The organism is Proteiniphilum propionicum, assembly GCF_022267555.1.
In the GTDB taxonomy this organism is placed as follows: domain Bacteria; phylum Bacteroidota; class Bacteroidia; order Bacteroidales; family Dysgonomonadaceae; genus Proteiniphilum; species Proteiniphilum propionicum.
Genome location: NZ_CP073586.1, coordinates 2028027 through 2049241, shown reverse-complemented (window position 1 = coordinate 2049241; position 21215 = coordinate 2028027). Strand labels below are relative to the sequence as shown.

The 21215-nt window shown below is 41.6% G+C and carries 20 protein-coding genes and 1 tRNA gene; 9 read left to right on the top strand and 12 right to left on the bottom strand.

Annotation, left to right across the window (positions count from 1 at the left end):
* Positions 1-4: 4 nt before the first annotated feature.
* The 5 genes from KDN43_RS08440 to KDN43_RS08420 are packed head-to-tail and all read left to right on the top strand — an operon-like array spanning position 5 to position 6008.
* Positions 5-1759: a V-type ATP synthase subunit A gene (locus tag KDN43_RS08440; protein ID WP_238841532.1), complete on the top strand. Its 1755-nt coding sequence runs from the start codon at positions 5-7 to the stop codon at positions 1757-1759.
* A 4-nt stretch (positions 1760-1763) separates the two neighbouring features.
* Positions 1764-3077 carry a V-type ATP synthase subunit B gene (locus KDN43_RS08435; protein WP_238841531.1) on the top strand — a complete coding sequence of 438 codons (1314 nt, stop codon included), beginning with the start codon at positions 1764-1766 and terminating at the stop codon, positions 3075-3077.
* A gap of 3 nt (positions 3078-3080) precedes the next feature.
* Positions 3081-3695, top strand: coding sequence for a V-type ATP synthase subunit D (locus tag KDN43_RS08430; protein ID WP_238841530.1), 615 nt, complete (start codon positions 3081-3083; stop codon positions 3693-3695).
* Complete coding sequence (locus tag KDN43_RS08425; RefSeq protein ID WP_238841529.1) at positions 3689-5506, top strand: V-type ATP synthase subunit I; 1818 nt, start codon at positions 3689-3691, stop codon at positions 5504-5506. The genes KDN43_RS08430 and KDN43_RS08425 overlap by 7 nt, the downstream gene beginning before the upstream one ends.
* A gap of 40 nt (positions 5507-5546) precedes the next feature.
* Complete coding sequence (locus KDN43_RS08420) at positions 5547-6008, top strand: V-type ATP synthase subunit K (RefSeq protein WP_238841528.1); 462 nt, start codon at positions 5547-5549, stop codon at positions 6006-6008.
* Positions 6009-6246: 238 nt separating this feature from the next.
* On the opposite strand, the gene KDN43_RS08415 is transcribed toward KDN43_RS08420, so the two are convergent.
* Positions 6247-7191 carry a cation diffusion facilitator family transporter gene (locus tag KDN43_RS08415; RefSeq protein WP_238841527.1) on the bottom strand — a complete coding sequence of 315 codons (945 nt, stop codon included), beginning with the start codon at positions 7189-7191 and terminating at the stop codon, positions 6247-6249.
* A 296-nt stretch (positions 7192-7487) separates the two neighbouring features.
* Between KDN43_RS08415 and ffh the strand changes: the two genes are divergently transcribed.
* The 3 genes from ffh to KDN43_RS08400 all read left to right on the top strand — a co-directional run bounded on the left by ffh (position 7488) and on the right by KDN43_RS08400 (position 10598).
* Positions 7488-8813: a signal recognition particle protein gene (gene ffh, locus KDN43_RS08410; protein ID WP_238841526.1), complete on the top strand. Its 1326-nt coding sequence runs from the start codon at positions 7488-7490 to the stop codon at positions 8811-8813.
* Positions 8814-8924: 111 nt separating this feature from the next.
* Positions 8925-9806 (top strand): bifunctional methylenetetrahydrofolate dehydrogenase/methenyltetrahydrofolate cyclohydrolase FolD, encoded by an 882-nt coding sequence (gene folD, locus KDN43_RS08405; RefSeq protein ID WP_238841525.1) that lies wholly within the window; start codon positions 8925-8927, stop codon positions 9804-9806.
* 33 nt (positions 9807-9839) lie between these two features.
* Positions 9840-10598, top strand: a complete 759-nt coding sequence (locus tag KDN43_RS08400; protein WP_238841524.1) for an SDR family oxidoreductase — start codon at positions 9840-9842, stop codon at positions 10596-10598.
* 12 nt (positions 10599-10610) lie between these two features.
* On the opposite strand, the gene gcvT is transcribed toward KDN43_RS08400, so the two are convergent.
* Positions 10611-11696 carry a glycine cleavage system aminomethyltransferase GcvT gene (gene gcvT / locus KDN43_RS08395; RefSeq protein ID WP_238841523.1) on the bottom strand — a complete coding sequence of 362 codons (1086 nt, stop codon included), beginning with the start codon at positions 11694-11696 and terminating at the stop codon, positions 10611-10613.
* 25 nt (positions 11697-11721) lie between these two features.
* Positions 11722-12945: a peptidase T gene (gene pepT, locus KDN43_RS08390; RefSeq protein ID WP_238841522.1), complete on the bottom strand. Its 1224-nt coding sequence runs from the start codon at positions 12943-12945 to the stop codon at positions 11722-11724.
* A 408-nt stretch (positions 12946-13353) separates the two neighbouring features.
* On the opposite strand from pepT, the gene KDN43_RS08385 reads away from it, so the two are divergent.
* Positions 13354-14580, top strand: coding sequence for an anaerobic sulfatase-maturation protein (locus KDN43_RS08385; RefSeq protein WP_238841521.1), 1227 nt, complete (start codon positions 13354-13356; stop codon positions 14578-14580).
* Between the two features lie 165 nt (positions 14581-14745).
* Here the strand turns inward: KDN43_RS08385 and KDN43_RS08380 are convergent, their stop codons facing one another.
* The 9 genes from KDN43_RS08380 to KDN43_RS08340 form a co-directional block, all read right to left on the bottom strand.
* Positions 14746-15204, bottom strand: coding sequence for an ExbD/TolR family protein (locus KDN43_RS08380; protein ID WP_238841520.1), 459 nt, complete (start codon positions 15202-15204; stop codon positions 14746-14748).
* The gene (locus KDN43_RS08375) at positions 15204-15839 is read right to left on the bottom strand and encodes an ExbD/TolR family protein (protein WP_238841519.1); all 636 of its coding nucleotides are present in this window, start codon (positions 15837-15839) and stop codon (positions 15204-15206) included. The genes KDN43_RS08380 and KDN43_RS08375 overlap by 1 nt, the downstream gene beginning before the upstream one ends.
* A 113-nt stretch (positions 15840-15952) precedes the next feature.
* The gene (locus KDN43_RS08370) at positions 15953-16435 is read right to left on the bottom strand and encodes a hypothetical protein (RefSeq protein WP_238841518.1); all 483 of its coding nucleotides are present in this window, start codon (positions 16433-16435) and stop codon (positions 15953-15955) included.
* 5 nt (positions 16436-16440) lie between these two features.
* Positions 16441-17250, bottom strand: a complete 810-nt coding sequence (locus KDN43_RS08365; protein ID WP_238841517.1) for a MotA/TolQ/ExbB proton channel family protein — start codon at positions 17248-17250, stop codon at positions 16441-16443.
* Positions 17251-17375: 125 nt separating this feature from the next.
* Positions 17376-17463, bottom strand: a tRNA-Ser gene (locus KDN43_RS08360).
* Between the two features lie 166 nt (positions 17464-17629).
* A complete protein-coding gene (locus KDN43_RS08355) occupies positions 17630-18406 on the bottom strand; it encodes a TatD family hydrolase (RefSeq protein ID WP_238841516.1) in 777 nt (258 codons plus the stop codon).
* Positions 18403-19098, bottom strand: a complete 696-nt coding sequence (locus KDN43_RS08350; RefSeq protein WP_238841515.1) for a hypothetical protein — start codon at positions 19096-19098, stop codon at positions 18403-18405. Before KDN43_RS08350 ends, KDN43_RS08355 begins: the two co-directional genes overlap by 4 nt.
* A 55-nt stretch (positions 19099-19153) precedes the next feature.
* Positions 19154-20131, bottom strand: coding sequence for a polyprenyl synthetase family protein (locus KDN43_RS08345; protein ID WP_238841514.1), 978 nt, complete (start codon positions 20129-20131; stop codon positions 19154-19156).
* 209 nt (positions 20132-20340) lie between these two features.
* Positions 20341-21039, bottom strand: coding sequence for an energy transducer TonB (locus tag KDN43_RS08340; RefSeq protein ID WP_238841513.1), 699 nt, complete (start codon positions 21037-21039; stop codon positions 20341-20343).
* Positions 21040-21215 lie beyond the last annotated feature (176 nt).

Sequence of the window (21215 nt, the reverse complement as noted above, 5' to 3'; positions counted from 1 at the left end):
ATATATGTTGACAAAAGGAATAGTTAAAGGGATCATATCCAATCTAGTCATCGTTGATGCGGATGGGCCTGTTGCTCAAAATGAGATCGCTTACATCGATCTGGATGGGACCAGATTGATGTCGGAAGTTATCAAGGTAATCGGAAAGAATGCCTACATTCAGGTTTTCGAAAGCACACGTGGACTTACTGTAGGAGCAGAAGTGGAATTTCAGGGCCATATGCTTGAGGTAGTACTGGGACCCGGGCTCCTTGAGCGGAACCTCGACGGGTTGGAGAACGATCTTGATAAAATGGATGGTGTTTTCCTGAAACGCGGTGAGTACACATTCCCACTCGATGAAGAGAAGCTATGGCATTTTAAACCTATTGCCAAACCGGGGGAAAAGGTAACCGCGGGATCCTGGCTGGGTGAGGTGGACGAGAACTATCAACCTCATAAGATTATGGTTCCCTTTAAGATGAAAGATGAGTACATCATTAAAAGCATTGCGAAGGAAGGAGATTACAATATCTATAAAACAGTAGCAGTGGTGGAAGACCAAAACGGCAATGAAACGGAGCTGAATATGATTCAGCGATGGCCCGTAAAAATACCCCTCACAGCTTATAAAGAGAAACCAAGGCCATACAGGTTGCTAGAAACGGGTGTTCGCTCCATAGATACCCTGAATCCGATAGTGGAAGGTGGAACGGGATTTATTCCAGGGGCTTTCGGCACCGGAAAAACTGTGCTTCAGCACGCCATCTCAAAACAGGCAGAGGCCGATATAGTAATCATAGCCGCATGTGGTGAACGTGCAAACGAGGTTGTGGAGATCTTTACTGAATTTCCCGAACTTGTTGATCCGCACACCGGGCGCAAGCTTATGGAGCGTACAATCATAATAGCAAACACTTCAAACATGCCTGTGGCGGCACGTGAAGCTTCGGTCTATACAGCTATGACAATTGGTGAATATTACCGTTCAATGGGCTTGAAAGTACTTCTGATGGCGGACTCTACTTCACGTTGGGCACAAGCGTTGCGTGAGATGAGTAACCGGCTGGAAGAGCTACCGGGCCCCGATGCCTTTCCTATGGACCTCTCAGCTATTATATCCAATTTCTATGGCCGGGCAGGGCACGTGATCCTGAATAATGACAAGGAGGGATCAATTACCTTTATCGGTACAGTATCACCCGCTGGGGGTAACCTCAAAGAGCCGGTGACCGAAAACACAAAAAAGGTTGCCCGTTGTTATTACGCACTTGAACAGGATCGTGCCGATAAAAAAAGGTATCCTGCTATCAACCCTATAGAATCATATTCGAAATATATTGAATATCCTGAGTTTGAAGAGTATATTTCTGAGCATATATCAACCGACTGGACAGAAAAAGTAAATGAGGCAAAGACCCGCCTCCTTCGTGGAAAGGAGATTGCCGAACAGATAAATATTCTGGGAGATGACGGCGTGCCGGTAGAGTATCATATTACATTCTGGAAATCTGAATTGATAGATTTCATCATATTGCAGCAAGATGCATTTGATGATATTGATGCAGTTACACCAATAGAACGTCAGAAATATATTCTTGACCTGGTAATCGATATCTGTCGCACCGATTTCGAATTTGACAACTTCAACGATGTGGCTGATTTTTTCAAGAAGGTGATAAATACCGGCAGACAGATGAATTACTCAGAATTCAAATCAGAGAGGTTTAATAAATACTACAGCAAGCTGAACCAATTGGCTTATCAAAAAATAGATTGAAGTTATGGCAAAAGCATTTCAGAAAATATATACGCAAATTACCCAAATCACGAAAGCCACCTGCTCTGTGAGAGCAACCAATGTAGGTTATGATGAACTGGCTACAGTGGAAGGGCGACTGGCACAGGTAGTAAAAATAATGGGCGACGAGGTTACTCTGCAGATTTTTGGGGGTACCGAAGGTATATCAACCAATGCCGAAGTGATTTTCATGGGAAAATCACCCTCTCTTAAGGTAAGCGATCAACTTGCAGGCCGTTTTTTCAATGCTTACGGTGATCCCATAGACGGCGGCCCGGTACCCGAAGGTGAAGAGCGTCCCATCGGTGGCCCTTCTGTTAACCCTGTAAGAAGGAAACAACCTTCGGAGCTTATAGCAACGGGAATTTCAGGTATAGACCTGAACAATACGCTTGTATCGGGACAGAAGATACCTTTCTTTGCCGATCCTGACCAACCGTTCAACCAGGTAATGGCTACAGTGGCCCTTCGTGCAGAGACCGACAAGATTATTCTGGGGGGGATGGGGATGACAAACGATGACTACCTTTACTTCAAGAATGTATTCAGTAACGCTGGTGCATTAAACCGGATCATCTCTTTTATGAACACCACCGAAGACCCTGCTGTAGAACGGCTCCTGGTACCAGATATGGCATTGACGGCAGCTGAATATTTCGCAGTCGATAAAAACGAGAAGGTGCTGGTGCTGCTTACAGATATGACCTCATATGCCGATGCTCTATCTATTGTGTCAAACCGCATGGATCAGATCCCGTCGAAGGATTCAATGCCCGGATCGCTATACTCCGACCTGGCCAAAATATACGAGAAAGCGGCCCAGTTCCCTTCAGGAGGCTCTATAACCATTATTGCAGTTACCACACTTTCAGGAGGTGATATTACTCACGCAGTCCCTGATAATACGGGATATATTACTGAGGGACAACTCTTCCTGCGCCTCGACAGCGATGTGGGAAAGGTTATTGTTGATCCATTCCGCTCTCTCTCGCGACTAAAACAACTTGTACAGGGCAAGAAAACGAGGGACGATCATCCGCAATTGATGAATGCAGCAGTAAGACTTTATGCCGACGCTGCAAATGCTAAAACCAAACTGGAAAACGGCTTCGATCTGACCGATTATGATCAGCGGACATTGTCGTTCGCGAAAGATTATTCAGAATACATACTTGCTATAAACGTAAATCTGAATACGGTGGAGATGCTTGATAAAACTTGGGAGCTGCTTTCAAAATACTTCAAACCAACCGAGGTTAATATGAAACAAGAGTTAGTGGATAAGTATTGGAAATAAAAAATGGCTATTAAATTTCAATATAATAAAACTTCCCGTCAGCTGCTTGAAAAACAACTGACTGTACGTGAGAGGGCACTTCCCACCTTGCAGAATAAGGAGACAGCACTTCGGACGGAGGTAAAAAGAGCCAAAGATGAAATCAAATTGCTTGAAAAAGATCTTGAGGCAAAGGTGATTTCATACAAGAAGATGATGGGAATGTGGATTGAATTCGATCCCAGCCTGATAAGTGTTAAAGATGTGCATCTTTCGAAGAGGAAAATTGCGGGAGTGCTGATTCCCATGCTTGACAGTGTTGATTTCGAAATCAAACAGTTCAGCCTGTTCAGCCGCCCGAAATGGTTTCTCGACGGGGTGAAAACTCTTGAAGAGCTTGCCGAGACAGCTATTCGCCGCGATTTTCATGAAATCAGGCTCAATCGCCTTGAACATGCAAGGAAGAAAACAACCCAAAAAGTGAACCTATTCGAGAAGGTACAGATACCGGGATATCAGGAAGCGATTTTGAAAATCAAACGTTACCTTGAAGATGAGGAGAATCTCTCCAAATCATCACAAAAGATTATGCGTTCTCAACAGGAAAGAAAAAGGGAGAAAGGAGAAGAAATATGGTAGCAAAAATGAAAAAATTTATCTTTTTGGCTTTCCATAAAGATTATGAACAGTTCCTAATAGAACTGCGCAATTTGGGAATGATCCATATTGTAGAACAGGACCGGACTGAACTTGACGAAGAAGAACTCTATCCATACACTTCTAAATTAAAACAACTTGAAGGAGCAGTAAAGACTCTGAAAAGATATAGAGATAATAACAATGAAGATTCTTTCAATGAGCCGGATATCGAACTCGGCCAACGAATCCCTGAAGAGATAGAGAAGATAGAGAACTTCAAGTCGTCACTCAACCAGCAGCTCCAGGTCAGTATAAAAGAGAGCAACTTACTGAAACCATGGGGTAACTTTGATCCGGAAAATATTAAAAAACTTGAGAGAGCCGGATACCGGATCAACTTCTTCATTGCTCCGGACAATCAATATGATAAGGAGTGGGAAACACTTTACGATGCAGTTGTCATAAATAAAGAGTCTTCAAGGACCTATTTTGTTACGGTGACAAAAAATAATAATATGGCAGAACTACTTAACATTGAAGAGGTTAAGATGCCAGATGTGTCATTGGAATCGCTAAACAAGCTGATAGAGTCTATTAAGGAGAAGATCAGGCATCAGGATGAAGCACTTGAAAAGATGTCTGACGACCTGCCATCGGTGAAGGGTGCAATAAAGAAGCTTGAAGATAAAATTGTATTTACCAAGGCTGTTCAAAGCTCCACTCCTGTGGCTGACAACAAAATAATACTGCTGCAGGGCTGGGCTCCGGAAGACAATGTTAAAGAGATCACCGGCTACCTTGCCAAAGAAAGTGTATATTTTGAAACTTCTGATCCATTGCCCGGAGACGATGTGCCAATTAAGTTCAAAAACAATAGATTTTCTCGTATGTTCGAGCCTATTGCCGAACTCTATATGATGCCAAAGTATAATGAGGTGGACCTGACTCCTTTCTTTGCGCCGTTTTACATGATTTTTTTCGGATTGGCGCTGGGTGACATAGGTTATGGTGCTTTCCTCTTTATCTTGGGAACACTTATAAAAATTCTGAAAAAGGACAAAATAGAAAAATCACTTAAAGGCATCATGACTCTTGTACAGATACTGGGTGCCTCCACAATGGTATGCGGCCTGCTTACCGGTGGTTTTTTCGGTTATAACATTTATGATATCAACGCTCCGTTCTTCCGGAATATGAAAGATCAGATCTTTTTTGACAATTCACAAATGTTTATTCTCTCACTCGTTCTAGGAATAATTCAGATTATGTTTGGCATGGTCATGAAATGTATAAACCGGATAAAACAGTTCGGTTTTCCCTATGCTGTATCTACAATAGGTTGGTTTACACTACTACTGAGTATAATCGTAGCTTATCTGTTCCCGAATTTTTTGCAAATGGGTGGTACTGCACATAATATTGTTATGATGTCATCTGCAATACCTATTATATTCTTTAACTCTCCCGGAAAGAATATTTTCGTAAATATTGGGCTGTCTTTATGGGATACATACAATATGGCCACCGGATTGCTGGGAGATGTTTTATCTTATGTACGCCTTTTCGCGCTGGGGCTGTCGGGAGGCATTCTGGCAAGTGTATTCACAAGCCTTGCTACCGGAATGAGTCCCGATAAAGCTATCTTAGGACCGGTAGTAACTGTCCTTATCTTCGTTATCGGACACGCCATAACCATATTCATGAACGCACTCGGAGCATTTGTACATCCCTTGCGGCTTACGTTTGTTGAATTTTACAACAACTCTGAGTTTACAGGAGGCGGGAAAAAATACAACCCCTTTAAAAATTAAAAATATCAATAAAACAACATATAAATTAAAAAACAACTGAATGGAAACAAATTTATTAATTGCCTATGTAGGTATAGCAGTGATGATTGCCCTTTCTGGCATTGGAAGCGCCTACGGGGTTACTATAGTTGGAAATGCTGCCATTGGAGCAGCTAAAAAGGTGGACGGGAAATTTGGTAATTTTCTAGTATTAACAGCTCTTCCCGGTACACAAGGATTGTACGGTTTTGCCGGCTACTTCATGTTTGAGAGTATCTTCGGGGTGTTGACTCCCGACATCACATTTATTCAGGCAATGGCAACATTAGCTGCAGGGCTTGCTCTGGGATTCGTAGGACTACTTTCTGCTATACGTCAGGGACAGGTTTGTGCTAACGGTGTGGTTGCTATCGGTCAGGGGCACGATGCGTTTAGCAACACTCTTATCCTGGCTGTATTCCCGGAGTTATATGCTATAGTGTCGCTTGCAGCTGCATTTCTCATGGGTTCAGCAATTGCATAACATATTCATCAATAAGCAAACGGCATAATTTGTTGAGTTTGATAAGCTTTCTGCTTTGCAATGCAAGTAAAAAAAATTGCTGCGAGCATTCTGTTATATTCATTTTTCAGAATAATAAAAGCCACGGAATTGAAGAAATCAGCCTTGGCCGGGAGGCACCCGGAAGTTATTAAATAACTTCCGGGTTTTTTATTTTATTAGCCGGCCCTTGCATGGATTCTGTTTATAGATGCCGATACTACGGGGTAACTTGCTGGCCCTTGTGGCGCTTCTGACGATCGATGCCGATATCCTTTAACGAGGCCGGATCTTCCACAGGTTCGATATGGGTTGAAACGGTAACCGGCTCGTCAAACATTTCAACAATAGCCTCTTCAATATCATCGGCACAATCGTGCCCCTTTTTTACAGTCCATTCTCCCGGGACCAACAGATGCATTGAGATAAATTTTCGTTGACCTGCGGCCCGTGTCAGAAGTGAATGGTATTCAATCTGTTTATCTTTCAATGATTCAAGATAGATGATTACTTTCTTCAGATCATCCTCGGGTATTGCCGCATCCATCAAACCGCTGGCTGAACGGCTGATCAGAATATATCCGGTATAAATAATGTTTATAGCTACCAGTATGGCAATTACAGGGTCGATAATGAGCCACCCGGTATATTTAACCACGATGATCCCCAGAATAACCCCTACCGAGGTCCATACATCGGTCATAAGATGTCTACCATCAGCTTCAAGAAGCAATGATTTGTTTTTTTTCCCATTTTTAATTAATACGATCCCCACCAACAGATTAACCAGTGATGCCAAAAAAGAAAACAGCAACCCGGTGTTAATATTTTCCAGCGGTCTTGGATTAATAATACGGTTGATGGCGCTCCATATAATGCTAAAGGCTGCAACAAGAATTAAGGCTCCCTCGGCAGCACTGGAAAAATACTCTGCTTTACTGTGCCCGTAATCGTGTCCATCGTCGGCAGGTTTCTGAGACAGGTTTAACATAATCAGGGCAAAAATAGCCGCAAACAGGTTAACGAATGATTCCAACGAATCCGACAAAAAACCCATTGATCCGGTTATATAGTAGGCGTAAAATTTCAACACTATCGTCACTATTGCCGCGGTAATAGATAGATAAATAAAATTTTGCAGCTTGTTTGCTTTTTTTACATTCATTTTTGTTAAAGTATTCAGTCCACTCAATTATTAGAAGGGGCCGATGCCACTCTTCTGTCGTTGAGGGGAGAAAGTCATAATTCCGGAACAAATATAGTTATTTTAAATGTACACTTTCACTTTTTCAGGGTAAACCTTTTTTCATTATCTTTGTATTCAAAATAGTGAAATGTTTCATCACTTATAATCATTTATTATCATCCATACAATGAATCGTTTTCACACTGTGCCTTTTTTCGGATTGACCTCCGCTTTTGCGCACATTGTGTCCGTGAAGTGAATTAAAACTAAAAATTATGTTTGAGAATTTAAGCGAAAGACTCGAGAGGTCGTTTAAAATATTGAAAGGCCAGGGCAAGATTACCGAAATAAACGTTGCCGAAACCCTTAAGGAGGTACGCCGTGCTTTGCTCGATGCAGACGTAAACTATAAAACAGCGAAGGAGTTTACTGAAACCGTTAAACAGAAGGCACTCGGGCAAGACGTACTAAACGCCGTGAAGCCCGAGCAGATGATGGTAAAGATTGTTCATGATGAGCTGGCAACCCTTATGGGTAGCTCTGCTGTTGATATTAATATAAAAGGTAGCCCGGCAATAATTCTAATGTCGGGGTTGCAGGGATCGGGTAAAACCACCTTCTCCGGCAAACTGGCAAACATGCTCAAAAGCAAACGCGGTAAAAGCCCGTTGCTTGTGGCTGGTGACGTTTACCGTCCTGCTGCCATTGAACAGCTTAAGGTACTGGGGGAACAGATTGGAGTGGCAGTATATTCTGAAGAGGATAATAAGAATCCGGTAAAAATTTCACAAAATGCCCTTCAATATGCCCGTCAGCACGGTAAAGACCTTATCATCATCGACACCGCAGGCCGTTTGGCTATTGATGAGCAGATGATGAACGAGATAGAATCCATAAAAAAAGCAATCAACCCTCAAGAAATTCTCTTTGTGGTGGACGCCATGACAGGGCAGGATGCCGTGAACACAGCCAAAGAGTTTAACCAGCGGCTCGACTTTAGCGGCGTTGTTCTTACTAAACTTGACGGTGATACGCGTGGTGGGGCTGCTCTTTCAATCAGGTCTGTTGTAGACAAGCCTATTAAGTTTGTGGGTACCGGCGAGAAGCTTGATGCCATAGATGTATTTCATCCCGAACGTATGGCTGATCGTATCCTGGGGATGGGCGACATTGTTTCGCTTGTCGAGAAAGCGCAGGAGCAGTACGATGAAGAAGAGGCTCGTCGCCTTCAAAAAAAGATTGCCAAAAACCAGTTCGATTTTAACGATTTCATTGCCCAGATTCAGCAGATAAAGAAAATGGGTAACCTTAAAGACCTTGCATCAATGATTCCCGGTGTAGGTAAACAGATTAAAGACCTGGATATTGATGACGATGCCTTTAAGGGTATTGAAGCTATTATCCGTTCCATGACACCTCAGGAACGCAGCAACCCCGAAATACTTAATGGTAGCCGTCGGGCCCGCATAGCCAAAGGGAGCGGCACCAACGTTCAAGAGGTAAATAAACTTATCAAGCAGTTCGATGAAACCCGAAAGATGATGCGCATGATGACATCGGGCGGTGGACGGCAGACGATGAGGAAAATGCGCAGAAGATAAAACTGAAAATCATAATTCAGAAAATTGAAAACTTGAAACCGGGAATTCAGAATTCAGAACCGAACGCTGAGAACTGACATCCTAATACTAAAAGATAATAAACAGCAAATTATGGAATTGATTGATGGAAAATCAGTTGCGGCACAAATAAAAAAAGAGATTGCCGAAGAGGTAGCACTTATCAAAGCGGCCGGAGGTAAAACTCCTCATCTGGCAGCGGTACTTGTGGGGCACGACGGAGGCAGCGAAACCTACGTGGCTAACAAGGTGAAGTCGTGTGAAGAGGTGGGATTCAAGTCCACCCTGATACGATACGAAGATGATGTCACCGAAGAAGAACTTCTGGCATGTGTTGACAGGCTGAACAACGATACCGGTATCGATGGTTTTATCGTGCAACTGCCATTACCAAAACATATTTCGGAAACTAAAATTACCGAAGCAATTGATTATCGCAAAGATGTAGACGGTTTTCATCCGGTAAATGTAGGACGCATGTCGCTGGGGATGCCCTGCTTTCTGTCTGCAACACCCTCAGGAATAGTTGAGTTGCTGAGAAGATACAATATAGAAACAAGGGGAAAGCACTGCGTGGTATTGGGACGAAGCAATATTGTCGGGAAACCGGTATCCATGCTGATGATGCAAAAAAGCTATCCTGGCGATTGTACAGTAACTGTGTGCCACAGCCGCACTCCTAACATCAAAGAGATTTGCCTGCAGGCCGACATCATTATTGCTGCTCTGGGAGTACCGGAATTTCTGAAAGGGGATATGGTTAAAGAGGGAGTGGTAGTAATTGATGTAGGCACAACTCGCGTACCAAGCAACAAAACCAGATCAGGGTTCAAGCTCACCGGTGATGTTGCCTTTAACGAGGTTGCCCCTAAATGCTCATACATAACTCCCGTTCCCGGAGGTGTAGGCCCAATGACCATAGTATCGCTACTTAAAAATACTCTTTTGGCCGGCAAAAAGAATATTTATAGTTAAAGTCCGGTTGTTGCTGATTTATTTACTTGCGGCATGAAACAGACAAAACTGCCACATATTATAGTCACAGGAGGAGCACAAGGCATCGGAAGAGTTATTTCTCAGGAACTGCTTAAAAACGGCTATACCGTATCTATATTTGATATTGACAGCGAAGCGATGGAAGAGCTTCGTCCCCACCTCAACAAACGTCGCTGCGATTTCTTTATTACCGATGTTTCAAATGAGGTGAGCATCAGGTCCTCCATCAGGGCTGCAGTAAAAAAGTTTGGCAACACATACGGACTGGTCAACAATGCCGTATATGAGGTTTCCAAGCCAATGGATAAGCTTTCCCTTGAAGAGTGGAACAGGGCTATTGCCACTAACCTCACCGGCACGTTTCTATGCAGTAAGTATCTTGCGCCTTATCTTGAAGAATCGAAGGGGGCTATCGTTAATATGTGCTCCACAAGGGCATTTCAGTCCGAAGCCAACACCGAATCTTACTCAGCCAGCAAAGGCGGCATCTTCTCTCTCACCCATGCCATGGCAGTAAGCCTGGCACCAAATGTACGTGTAAATTCAATCAGCCCGGGATGGATTGATGTCTCAGCGCTCAAAAAAAAATCGGTTGCCAAACAAGCCCTGTTATCCCGGGAAGACCACCTGCAACATCCCTCGGGGCGTGTGGGCAATGCCTGGGATATTGCACGTATGGTCCTCTTCCTTATGAATCCCGAAAACAGCTTCATCACGGGACAAAACTTCATCATTGATGGCGGAATGACCCGAAAGATGATTTATGTCTGAAACTGAATCTTACTATTTTCTGAAGGGCGGTTTTACCACTGTTGCCTTCAGATTTCTATTCCGAACTTTTATATAGATATCAGTACCTGCTTTTGCCAATTCCGGCTTGACATATCCCATACCGATTCCAATTTTCAGCATTGGTGACATTGTTCCAGAAGTCACATTCCCTACAACCTCTCCCCCGGCATTAACAATCTCGTACCCGTGGCGGGGAATTCCTTTATCAACCAGTTCAAAACAACAAAGTTTACGAGATACTCCCTCAGACTTCTCCTTTTCCAGCACCTCTCTGCCAATAAACGGTTTGTTGTCAGTAAATTTGGTAATCCATCCCAAACCTGCCTGTAGCGGTGTTGTTGTGTCGTCAAGATCGTTTCCATATAGACAATATCCCATTTCGAGGCGTAATGTATCGCGTGCACCCAAGCCTATGGGTTTGATACCGAACTCTTCACCTGCATCAAAAATGGCATCCCAAATTATCTGACCCTGTTCCGGATAGAAATAGAGTTCAAATCCACCGGCACCTGTGTAGCCTGTATTTGAAATAATTACGTTCTCAACACCTGCAAATGTACCGTTAACAAAGGCATAATTAGGTATTGCAGCCAGATCCTCATTAGTCAGTTTCTGCAGTGTATTAATTGCCCTGGGTCCCTGCACTGCCAGCTGCGCCATATGGCCTGATGCATTCTCAAGTTCGGCACCCATTGTGTTGTGTTTCTGACACCAAGCCCAATCTTTCTCAATATTGGCTGCATTTACAACCAGCAGGTATTTCTCAAGTTCGTAATGATAAACAATAAAGTCATCAACAATGCCTCCATTTCCATTTACGAAACAGGTGTACTGAGCCTTTCCGATCCTAAGGGCAGATGCATCGTTACTACACACTTTCTGCAAAAACTCTAAGGCTTTTGGGCCTTTCACCCAAAACTCACCCATATGCGACACATCAAAAACACCAACACCATTCACTACTGTCTGATGCTCATCAATGATACCTGAATATTCAATAGGCATGTTATACCCGGCGAATTCGTGCATCTTTGCACCAAGTGCAATATGCATATCTGTAAAAGGAGTCCTTTTCATATTATTAGTCAATATTTTAATTATATTAATAATCTTTTGCTACAAGTTCTGCAATTTTTACAATCACTTCTGAGGCTTTCTCCATTGAAGGAATTGGAAGGAATTCATATTTCCCATGGAAATTCATTCCTCCAGCAAAAATATTAGGACAGGGTAAACCCATGAACGACAAACGTGCTCCATCAGTCCCACCACGAATTGGTTTTATATTTGGCTTTACACCCACCTCTTCCATGGCTCTGTAAGCGTAATCTATGACATGTTTTACAGGTTCAATTTTTTCACGCATATTATAGTACTGATCTTTCATCTCTATTGTGATGCGTCCATCATATATCTGGTTCAACATCTCAACAGCATTTATCATCAGCGACTTGCGTTCCTCAAATTTTTTCCTGTCATGGTCACGAATAATAAACGACATTTTGGCATCTTCCACTGTCCCGGTCAAAGAAATAAGATGGAAAAATCCTTCATATCCTTCTGTCGACTCAGGACGTTCGTTATGCGGGAGCAGATTAATCAACTTGTTGGCTATGTTAAGTGCGTTAATCATTTTGTTTTTCGCATAACCTGGATGAACGTTTCTACCATGTATAACTATCTTAGCCGAGGCTGCATTAAAATTTTCATATTCCAGCTCCCCCACTTCACTTCCGTCCATTGTATAAGCCCATTCGGCACCGAATTTTTCAACATCAAACTTGTCTGCCCCTCTACCGATCTCTTCGTCAGGAGTAAAACCTATACGTATTTTTCCATGTTCAATCTCGGGATGATCAGTAAGGTATTGCATAGCGTTCATAATTTCGGCTATACCGGCTTTATCATCAGCTCCCAAAAGTGTATTCCCATCTGTTACAATAATATCTTCACCCACATGACGCAATAATTCAGGAAAGTCAGACGGTGATAAAACCACAGATTGTTCCTTATTTAACACAATATCTTTTCCATCATATGCTTTTACGATGCGCGGATTCACATTTTCACCGCTCATATCAGGGCTTGTATCAAAATGTGCAATAAATCCTATAACAGGGACCTTTTTCTTTGTATTAGTCGGTAATGTAGCCATCAGGTAACAGTTATTATCGAGGCTTACATCTGTCAATCCCATCTCCAATGCTTCCTTTTCTACCTCCTTTGCCAGATTGAACTGTTTCCTGGTACTCGGAGTTTGCATGTTTTCCTCATCCGATTGAGTATCGATACGTGCGTATTTAATAAACCGGTCAGCGATATTCATAATTAAATTGTATTTGATATGATTTTTCTCTAAAAAAGTTAAAGTTGCGTTAATAGTACAATGCTTTAATAGTGCAAATATTTACAAAGATAAAAAAAGTGCATGAATAGTAAAAATCAATTTAACCATTTTGTAACTAAAAAAAAAACCGTATCTTTGCACTTGGGTAAGTCCTATACGGCCAGCTCCCAATGAATCCCCCAGGTCTTGACCGAAGCAAGGGTATTTGGTTGTAGCGGCGCGATATAGTAAGCTTACCCATTTTTTATTTAACCCATTCTTCTCAAAAATAGAAAAAATTATTCTATGCTCCTCATAGTGTTTTTTTGAATCTTACCAGTCATTGAACCGGATAATTGCATGTTTTGTTTATATTTGCGGTACAAATAAATTCTATAAACCCACAATATGCCAACATATGCCCCATTTGCCAGGCCAATGTATGTAATGTTAAAGCCGGTAGGCTCGAAATGCAATCTCGATTGCAATTACTGTTACTATCTGGAGAAGGCAATTCTATATGGAAATAAGAATCAGGTGATGAGTGAAGAGCTCCTTGAAAAATTCATAGAGCAATACCTCGACTCCCAGACCATGCCACAGGTTATGTTCACCTGGCACGGAGGTGAAACGCTAATGCGTCCGGTCTCTTTCTATAAAAAAGCTTTGGAACTACAGAAGAAGTATGCCCGGGGGAGACATATAGATAACTCAATACAGACAAACGGCACCCTTCTCAACGATGAGTGGTGTACTTTCTTCAAGGAAAATAATTTTCTTGTGGGTATTTCAATCGATGGGCCACAAGAGTTTCACGATGAATATCGCCGTGACAAGATGGGCAGGCCATCTTTTCACCGTGTAATGAAGGGTATTGAACTACTGAATAAACACGGTGTAGAATTCAATTGTATGGCAGTAGTGAATGATTACAATGCAGATTATCCTCTCGATTTCTACCGTTTTTTCAAAGATACAGGTTGCCGTTTCGTACAGTTTACCCCCATTGTTGAACGTCTGCACAAGAACAGTTCACCCCTGAAACTAGCTACTGCAAAAGATACTGATAGTGAAGTAGAGCTGGCGCCCTTTTCAGTGACAGCCAGGCAATGGGGAAACTTCCTATGTGCAATATTCGATGAATGGGTTAAGCAGGATGTAGGAGAAATGTTCATACAGATATTTGACTCAACGCTGGCCAACTGGGTTGGTGAACAACCAGGTGTTTGCACTATGGCAAAAACGTGTGGCCATGCCGGGGTAATAGAGTTTAACGGCGATGTTTACTCGTGTGACCATTTTGTATTTCCCGAATACCGCCTTGGAAACATCTACTCCAAACCTCTTACAGCAATGATGTATTCACAGGAACAGCTTGAATTCGGTAACAATAAATTTGATAAACTGCCTCAGCAATGCCGAGAATGTGATGTTCTGTTTGCTTGCTACGGCGAATGCCCAAAGAACCGTTTTGTTAAAGACAGATATGGTAATGACGGGTTAAATTATCTGTGCGAGGGGTACTATCAGTTTTATCATCACGTAATGCCCTATATGGACTTCATGAAGCGTGAGCTTATGGCAAAACGGGCGCCCGCCAATGTGATGGAATGGGTGAAATCAGGTAATCCTTAACGTGTCAGAAAACATTGTCGTTCGCAAGGAATAGAAAATAACAAAACGCACACGAAATTTCAATAAAAGTAAATAAAAAAGAGCCTCAATTACAGGCTAATATGTAAAAAACCGGACCATTTGAGAGTGATCCGGTTTTTTAATTTACATTAGTTCAGCACTGTATCAGTTCTCTCCCTTTCGGGCTGAATAACTGATCTTTAATGCATACGCCTGACGCAATGCCTGTTTTACATCGGTAATATACTGCATGCGCGTATCTTCATCAGCCTTAATTGAGACAGTCATTAAAGGTTGGTCGGCCTCATTCATACTAGCCTTTTCCTGGGCAATATAATTCTGTATATCTGCCACCTGTGCAAACCTGTCGTTCAACTGCATTTGAGTACCTGTTCCCAATCTCACATCCTGTGGTGGGCCGATATTGATATAAGTCACCAGCGACTTCTTTTCAAGCTTCTGTACTTCAGAGGCTGTAGGAAGTTTTATTCTTACCATCACTTCTTCACTACGCATGGTAGTAGTAACCATAAAGAAGAACAGAATAGCGAAAATAATGTCGGGCATAGACGATGAATTCAACTCAGGCATTTCTCTTTTACCTGATTTATTAAATTTTCCCATTATTTTCCCTCCCCATAGTTTTTAGGCTCAGCCTCAGAAATACGTTGAGGATAGAGCTTGTTAATTTGATCTTTTTGTTCTTCCGTCAGCTCATCATAAGAGATGTTGAAATATTTCCTTGCTCCCTCTTCCCTCAACTCATTATATGCTCTTACCACCTCATTCTGCACTGCAATATAAGCCTTATAGCTGGTAGTAGCATCATTTTGTATAGAGATCACATGGGCAGAGGTAACAGGCACCGTACCTATTGGCGCTCCGAAGTCCTCTTCGGATAATTCCGGAAGTGACGGACTATTTGAAGTATTAAGTACGAACTCTTTCACCATATCTTTTAAAGCCACTTTTCCACCTTGTTCTCCACGCAACTCTCTTTCATTGGAATACCACTCTCTGGTAAGCTGGTTCTGAACCATCGTTTCGTTCTGGGCATTTACCAGTACTACCAGCAGATTCCTGCGCTGTACGTCTACCGATGTTTGCTCTTCTGACTGTGGAGGTGCCGGGAGGCGACGAGCCAAACCGGAATCCGTATCCATACTAGAAACAAGTATGAAAAAAGTCAGCAGCAAAAAGGTAATGTCAGCCATTGAATTTGCGTTGAGTGACGGAACTTTTCTACTTGATTTTGGCATATTAAAACATTTTTATTGATTCTTGTTACGAATCGTTACATTAATTCGTTCGTTTTCAGGCTATGACCTGGCACAAGCATGCTTGTGCCAGGTCAAAAAGCCTTACGATAATGTCATTTTTTCTTCACCTTCAACATAGGCATTACAATCATTGCCAACACCGTTACTATCAGCATAAAATAGCATGAGTAAAGCCACATATCGGTCAATTTCAAGGTTGGAGGTGTATTATCCGGACCTGAATATCCTGGAATATTCAACAGCGTTCCATCTCCCATGACAAAGGAGAATATTAATAATGCCGCCAAAGCCAGTATAGCTAAAAATCCACTTAATGCCTTCTTGGGATTCTCTTTCAATCCTCTTATAAAATCTGACACAGCAAATCCAATCAAAACAACTACCGTGACAATCAGCAGAAAATAAGCCCAATACAATATCGCATCAGTATATTTAGGCTGACTTAGCTCGGCAATCACTTTATCTTGTGCCGATGCCTGACCTCCTAAATAGAACAGGCCCAGCACAACAAGGGAAATTGCAACCCCTATCATGAGAACCATTCTGGAAGTTCTGTGTATTTTAGTTACAGCCATAATTATTACAAGTTTTTGTATTTAATGTTATATTTAATTACCTGATCAAGGAAAGTGATAGAGGCGTCTTCCATTTTGTTAAGGATACCTTCCATCTTTGTAAGAATGTAGTTGTAAATAATTTGAAGGATAATAGCCACGATAAGACCCCCTACAGTCGTGATCAAAGCCACTTTCATACCACCGGCCACAATAGTAGGGCTCATATCGCCTGCTCTCTGAATATCATCGAATGCCATAACCATACCTACTACGGTTCCAAGGAATCCGAGTGAAGGGGCAATAGCGATGAAGAGGGTGATCCATGAAAGGTTTCTCTCCAGTAATCCTGACTGCACACCGCCATAGGAAACAATGGAGCGCTCTACTGCATCTGCTCCCTGATCGAGGCGGAGAAGTCCCTGATAGATGATGGATGCAACAGGGCCTCTTGTTCCGCGTGCAATAACTTTTGCAGCTTCAACGTCACCTCTGTCCAATGCACCTCCTACTTTATTCAGGAAAGCATCCGGATCAACATCGGCCAAGCTCAGGTATATAATTCTTTCAAGACAGAAAGCCAGGCCCAGGATCATACAGATTGCAATGGTACTCATAAATCCGGCACCACCTTCAATAAATTTAACCTTTAATGCCTGGTGTAATCCTCCGGTTGAAGTTTCCTGAACAGCAGCCTGTGTGGTTTCGACAGGAGTAGCGGCAACTTGTTCTGTTTGTGTTTGTTCTTCCGGAGTAGCTTCTTGAGCGAAAAGAACCGATGACAATCCAACAGACATAATTCCGAAGATTGCTAAAATTGCAAATAACTTTTTCATTGTGTTCAATTTTTTTGATTAATGATCTTTAATTGTTTGATTTATTAATAATTTAATTTTCTGAATTTTATATTGTAAACAGTTTATTGCGACTTTTTTCCTTTACACATTCTTTTACGAGGGTGCGGAGAGAGCGGGATTCGAACCCGCGATACACTTTTGGCGTATACACGCTTTCCAGGCGTGCCTCTTCAACCACTCGAGCATCTCTCCAGGCAGGAGACTTCAACGAAAACGGGTGCAAATTACAAAAAATATTTCATTTCTTCTCCTTTTGGTTGGCAAAATTACTGAATTTATCGATTATAAACTACTCTAGCGAGAAATTATTTTAATAAAAAAATATTCTGGATATCTTTTCGGAATAAAGGTTCAGTTCCTAAACTGTAATATTAAAAAGCTCCTTAGCGCTACTACTTGTTACCTCTATTATGTTTTCTTCCGTCTCCTTCCATACTTCTGACAGCTTTTTCACTATAAAAGGCAAATATGAGGGCTCATTCCTCTTACCCCTGTATGGCACGGGAGCAAGATATGGTGAATCTGTTTCAAGCAGTATCTTGTCTATCGGACATAATTTCAGTGTTTCTGAGAGTCCTGAGTTTTTAAACGTAACAACTCCGTTTATTCCCACCCAAAAATTTTTCAATTTCATTATCTCTTCCAGCTCATCCAAGTTCCCCCCAAAGCTGTGAAATACACCTCGCAACGATTTTGCGCCTACTCTTTTAATACTTTTTATAACTTCTTCTGTGGCATTCCTAAAATGTATTGATGCCGGTACATTTTTTTCGGTGCACCATTTCAACTGCTCTTCAAAAGCTTCTATTTGCTCTTTCCGAAACGTTGTATCCCAGTAGAGGTCTATTCCTATTTCGCCGGCAGCGATATAAGAGCCGTTACTATATTCTTGATAAATAGCATAAAGCTGCTTTTTCCAATCTCGGGTTACACTTGTAGGATGAAGCCCAATCATAGGATAAAAAAAACCGGGATAGTGTTCAGTTGTTCTTTTAAGGCTGTCAATCGATGTTTCATCAATATTGGGCAGTAATACCTTCCTTACTCCCCTCTCTTTGGCACGAGAAATTACTTCTGCAATATCGTGTTCAAATTCCTCAGCAAACAGATGAGCGTGAGTATCTATTAGGCTCATTCTATCACCTCTCCCTTTCTGTAATAATAAACCACACCATATTCACGGTTTCTTGCAAGACGCTCTTCTGGAGTTAAATTTATATGGTGCTTTTCCACCTGTTCCCAAATATCAATTATTACCTCATCTACCTTTACCCTATAGTCCGCAACCTCCTTCAAAACGCGTGCAGTAGCTTTCTGATGCAGCTTTTGTGTTTGTAAACCATCTTTAAACAGAGTGTATATAACCTTTACTTTGGCAATAGACGGATTGTAAATAGGAACCCCACCCCTTGACGTACGTTTTTTCTCTCCCTCAATAATTTTCATTCCCCACTCCAGCAGCTGTTCGTTTGATGTCAGATCAGGAAGAACCATGTTTAAATTCTCAAGGCCATATAGTTCCAACTGCTCTTCTTTTATTTCAGAGCGTAATACACACATATACAGCACCTGAACAAAATGAGAGAGATACATTCTTGCATTTTTCACTTTACCGATAAAGGTTTTGTTAGCTTTTACCTGTGTGTTATAAACTTGCTGATAACGCGTGCACAGGTATTCGAAATGTGATACAACATCCCTGGCTTCACTCAACACGCTGGGTGAAATAGACAACTCTTTAAAATCTGTCTCTGCAGCTTTTTCTATAGCTGTCTTCAACGCTTTTATGCGAGCTGTATCAGTATTGGGCAATCTGCGATATGGCATCGATAACTAATCTGCGACAGTAATTTTTTATTTTAAATTCTTATTCAAGATCTATTCACTTCTCTCTGTACATAAGGGTTTCGCACAAGTCAGCCAACTCTTTTTTGTGATCATCCGCAACACTGACTAATGAAAGATAATGAAGCGATACAAGGTAATACTTTTCAATGAGATTCTCAGAAATTGATTTTAAATTTAATTCATCATACACATTTTTAACATATCTGATTTTCTCATCAGGATTATAATCGGTTGCTAAGATCCATTTTTTAAGTTCTGCCCTTTGTCTTTCGTTTGAATTTTTTAACGCTTTAATCAATAAGTAGGTCTTCTTGTTACACAATATGTCACCACCTGTTTTTTTCCCGAATTTCAACGGATCGCCATAAACGTCAAGAAGATCATCTTTTAACTGAAAAGCAAGCCCCATATTTATACCATACTGGTAAAGATAATCGGCATCGCGTGGAGAGGCATCTGCAATAATTGCACCGATCTTTAAAGCACAACCTATGAGAACAGCAGTTTTTAAACGAATCATATCAATGTATTCTGTTTCAGAGACATCCATACGCCTTTCAAAATCCATATCATATTGCTGCCCTTTGCATATCTCCATAGCGGTCTCGGAAAACAGATTTAACACTTCAAAAAGCATCTCTGCAGGTACTTTTGCAATATATTTATATGCCTCAATCACCATTGCATCACCTGAAAGGATGGCACTGTTGGCACTCCATTTTTTGTGTACCGCCGGTTTTCCACGCCTCATATCTGCATTATCCATGAGATCATCGTGCAGAAGTGAGAAGTTATGAAAAATTTCGATAGCTAACGCCGGATTAATAGCTTTGTCAACATCTTTTCCGAACAGGTCTACAGCCATTAACGTCAATAAAGGGCGAAGCCGCTTACCTCCCATAGAAAGGATGTATCTCACCGGATCAAACAATGACTTCGGTTGATCATCCATCAGAACTTTATCTATGGCATCACCTATTTTCTTTTCAAAAACGGAAATTTTACTACTCATTTGTTTCAATATTTCAGTAAACGGCTACCTAAACACCTGACAATCAGGAAGGAAGACTTCATAACTTTGGTAAAGTATATTCTACTGAAAATTAATGTATTGCATTGAATCTCGATACTTTTTTACCGAACTATCATTGTATAAGGATAATGAAAAAAGAGCTGCTCTCATATTCAAAAAGCAGCCCCTTATGCATTCTCAGTTAAAAATTAGTTCTGTAAACGGAATACCACCGGAAGTGTAAATCGTACGCGCACAGCTTGTCCACGTTGCTTACCCGGTGTCCATCTTGGCATAGACTGGATAACGCGAACGGCCTCTCTGTCAAGTGATGGGTCTACGCCTCTCACTACCTGCACGTCAGTAATACTTCCATCTCTCTCTACCACAAAGTTACAGATAACTCTTCCCTGAATACCGTTTTCCTGTGCAATTACAGGATATTTGATATTGTCACTTAAGAATTTCATCATTGCAGCGTTACCTCCCGGGAACTCCGGTTGATTTTCAACAACCACGAAAATCTCTTCAGTCACCTCTTCCTGCTTTGGTTTTGGTGGTGGTGGCGGTACATAGGTCTGAACCTGTCTTTGAGCCTGATTATCCTCAACCTGGATATCAAATTTTGTTTCCACCTTTTGTTCTACCACCTCAATGATCTCGGGTGTTTCCGGTTCAGGTGGTGGTGGAGGTGGCGGAGGAGTAGGTTCCCTACGCGTAACCTCGATCTCTTCTTCAGCCAAAATATCCTGAACGATGACAGTCTCGTCAAGTTTTTTGGTTTCAGTCGACCATTCAAAAGCGAAGAAGAGGACAGATATACCAAGCACTAACCCCATAAGGATGAAAGTGTTTTTATGCACTTCCAAATTCGCTTTTGGCGATTTTTTTACTTCATCTTTGTCCATTTTGAATAATTATTTTATCTACTTGCGTTAATTACATATCTACTTTAATACAAAAATAGCTATTTTTTTTATTTAGTTCAGCATTTCAGGAAGAAATTTCCACAAAATAGACTATTTTAAAATCATTTACCCGTTAGCGGGAAATATTCACCTTTTTTTTAACATGAAACGGTAAA

Coding starts and splice junctions, on each gene's coding strand:
- KDN43_RS08440 (WP_238841532.1), top strand. CDS start 5: ATGTTGACAAAAGGAATAGTTAAAGGGATCATATCCAATCTAGTCATC.
- KDN43_RS08435 (WP_238841531.1), top strand. CDS start 1,764: ATGGCAAAAGCATTTCAGAAAATATATACGCAAATTACCCAAATCACG.
- KDN43_RS08430 (WP_238841530.1), top strand. CDS start 3,081: ATGGCTATTAAATTTCAATATAATAAAACTTCCCGTCAGCTGCTTGAA.
- KDN43_RS08425 (WP_238841529.1), top strand. CDS start 3,689: ATGGTAGCAAAAATGAAAAAATTTATCTTTTTGGCTTTCCATAAAGAT.
- KDN43_RS08420 (WP_238841528.1), top strand. CDS start 5,547: ATGGAAACAAATTTATTAATTGCCTATGTAGGTATAGCAGTGATGATT.
- KDN43_RS08415 (WP_238841527.1), bottom strand. CDS start 7,191: ATGAATGTAAAAAAAGCAAACAAGCTGCAAAATTTTATTTATCTATCT.
- ffh (WP_238841526.1), top strand. CDS start 7,488: ATGTTTGAGAATTTAAGCGAAAGACTCGAGAGGTCGTTTAAAATATTG.
- folD (WP_238841525.1), top strand. CDS start 8,925: ATGGAATTGATTGATGGAAAATCAGTTGCGGCACAAATAAAAAAAGAG.
- KDN43_RS08400 (WP_238841524.1), top strand. CDS start 9,840: ATGAAACAGACAAAACTGCCACATATTATAGTCACAGGAGGAGCACAA.
- gcvT (WP_238841523.1), bottom strand. CDS start 11,696: ATGAAAAGGACTCCTTTTACAGATATGCATATTGCACTTGGTGCAAAG.
- pepT (WP_238841522.1), bottom strand. CDS start 12,945: ATGAATATCGCTGACCGGTTTATTAAATACGCACGTATCGATACTCAA.
- KDN43_RS08385 (WP_238841521.1), top strand. CDS start 13,354: ATGCCAACATATGCCCCATTTGCCAGGCCAATGTATGTAATGTTAAAG.
- KDN43_RS08380 (WP_238841520.1), bottom strand. CDS start 15,204: ATGGGAAAATTTAATAAATCAGGTAAAAGAGAAATGCCTGAGTTGAAT.
- KDN43_RS08375 (WP_238841519.1), bottom strand. CDS start 15,839: ATGCCAAAATCAAGTAGAAAAGTTCCGTCACTCAACGCAAATTCAATG.
- KDN43_RS08370 (WP_238841518.1), bottom strand. CDS start 16,435: ATGGCTGTAACTAAAATACACAGAACTTCCAGAATGGTTCTCATGATA.
- KDN43_RS08365 (WP_238841517.1), bottom strand. CDS start 17,250: ATGAAAAAGTTATTTGCAATTTTAGCAATCTTCGGAATTATGTCTGTT.
- KDN43_RS08355 (WP_238841516.1), bottom strand. CDS start 18,406: ATGAGCCTAATAGATACTCACGCTCATCTGTTTGCTGAGGAATTTGAA.
- KDN43_RS08350 (WP_238841515.1), bottom strand. CDS start 19,098: ATGCCATATCGCAGATTGCCCAATACTGATACAGCTCGCATAAAAGCG.
- KDN43_RS08345 (WP_238841514.1), bottom strand. CDS start 20,131: ATGAGTAGTAAAATTTCCGTTTTTGAAAAGAAAATAGGTGATGCCATA.
- KDN43_RS08340 (WP_238841513.1), bottom strand. CDS start 21,039: ATGGACAAAGATGAAGTAAAAAAATCGCCAAAAGCGAATTTGGAAGTG.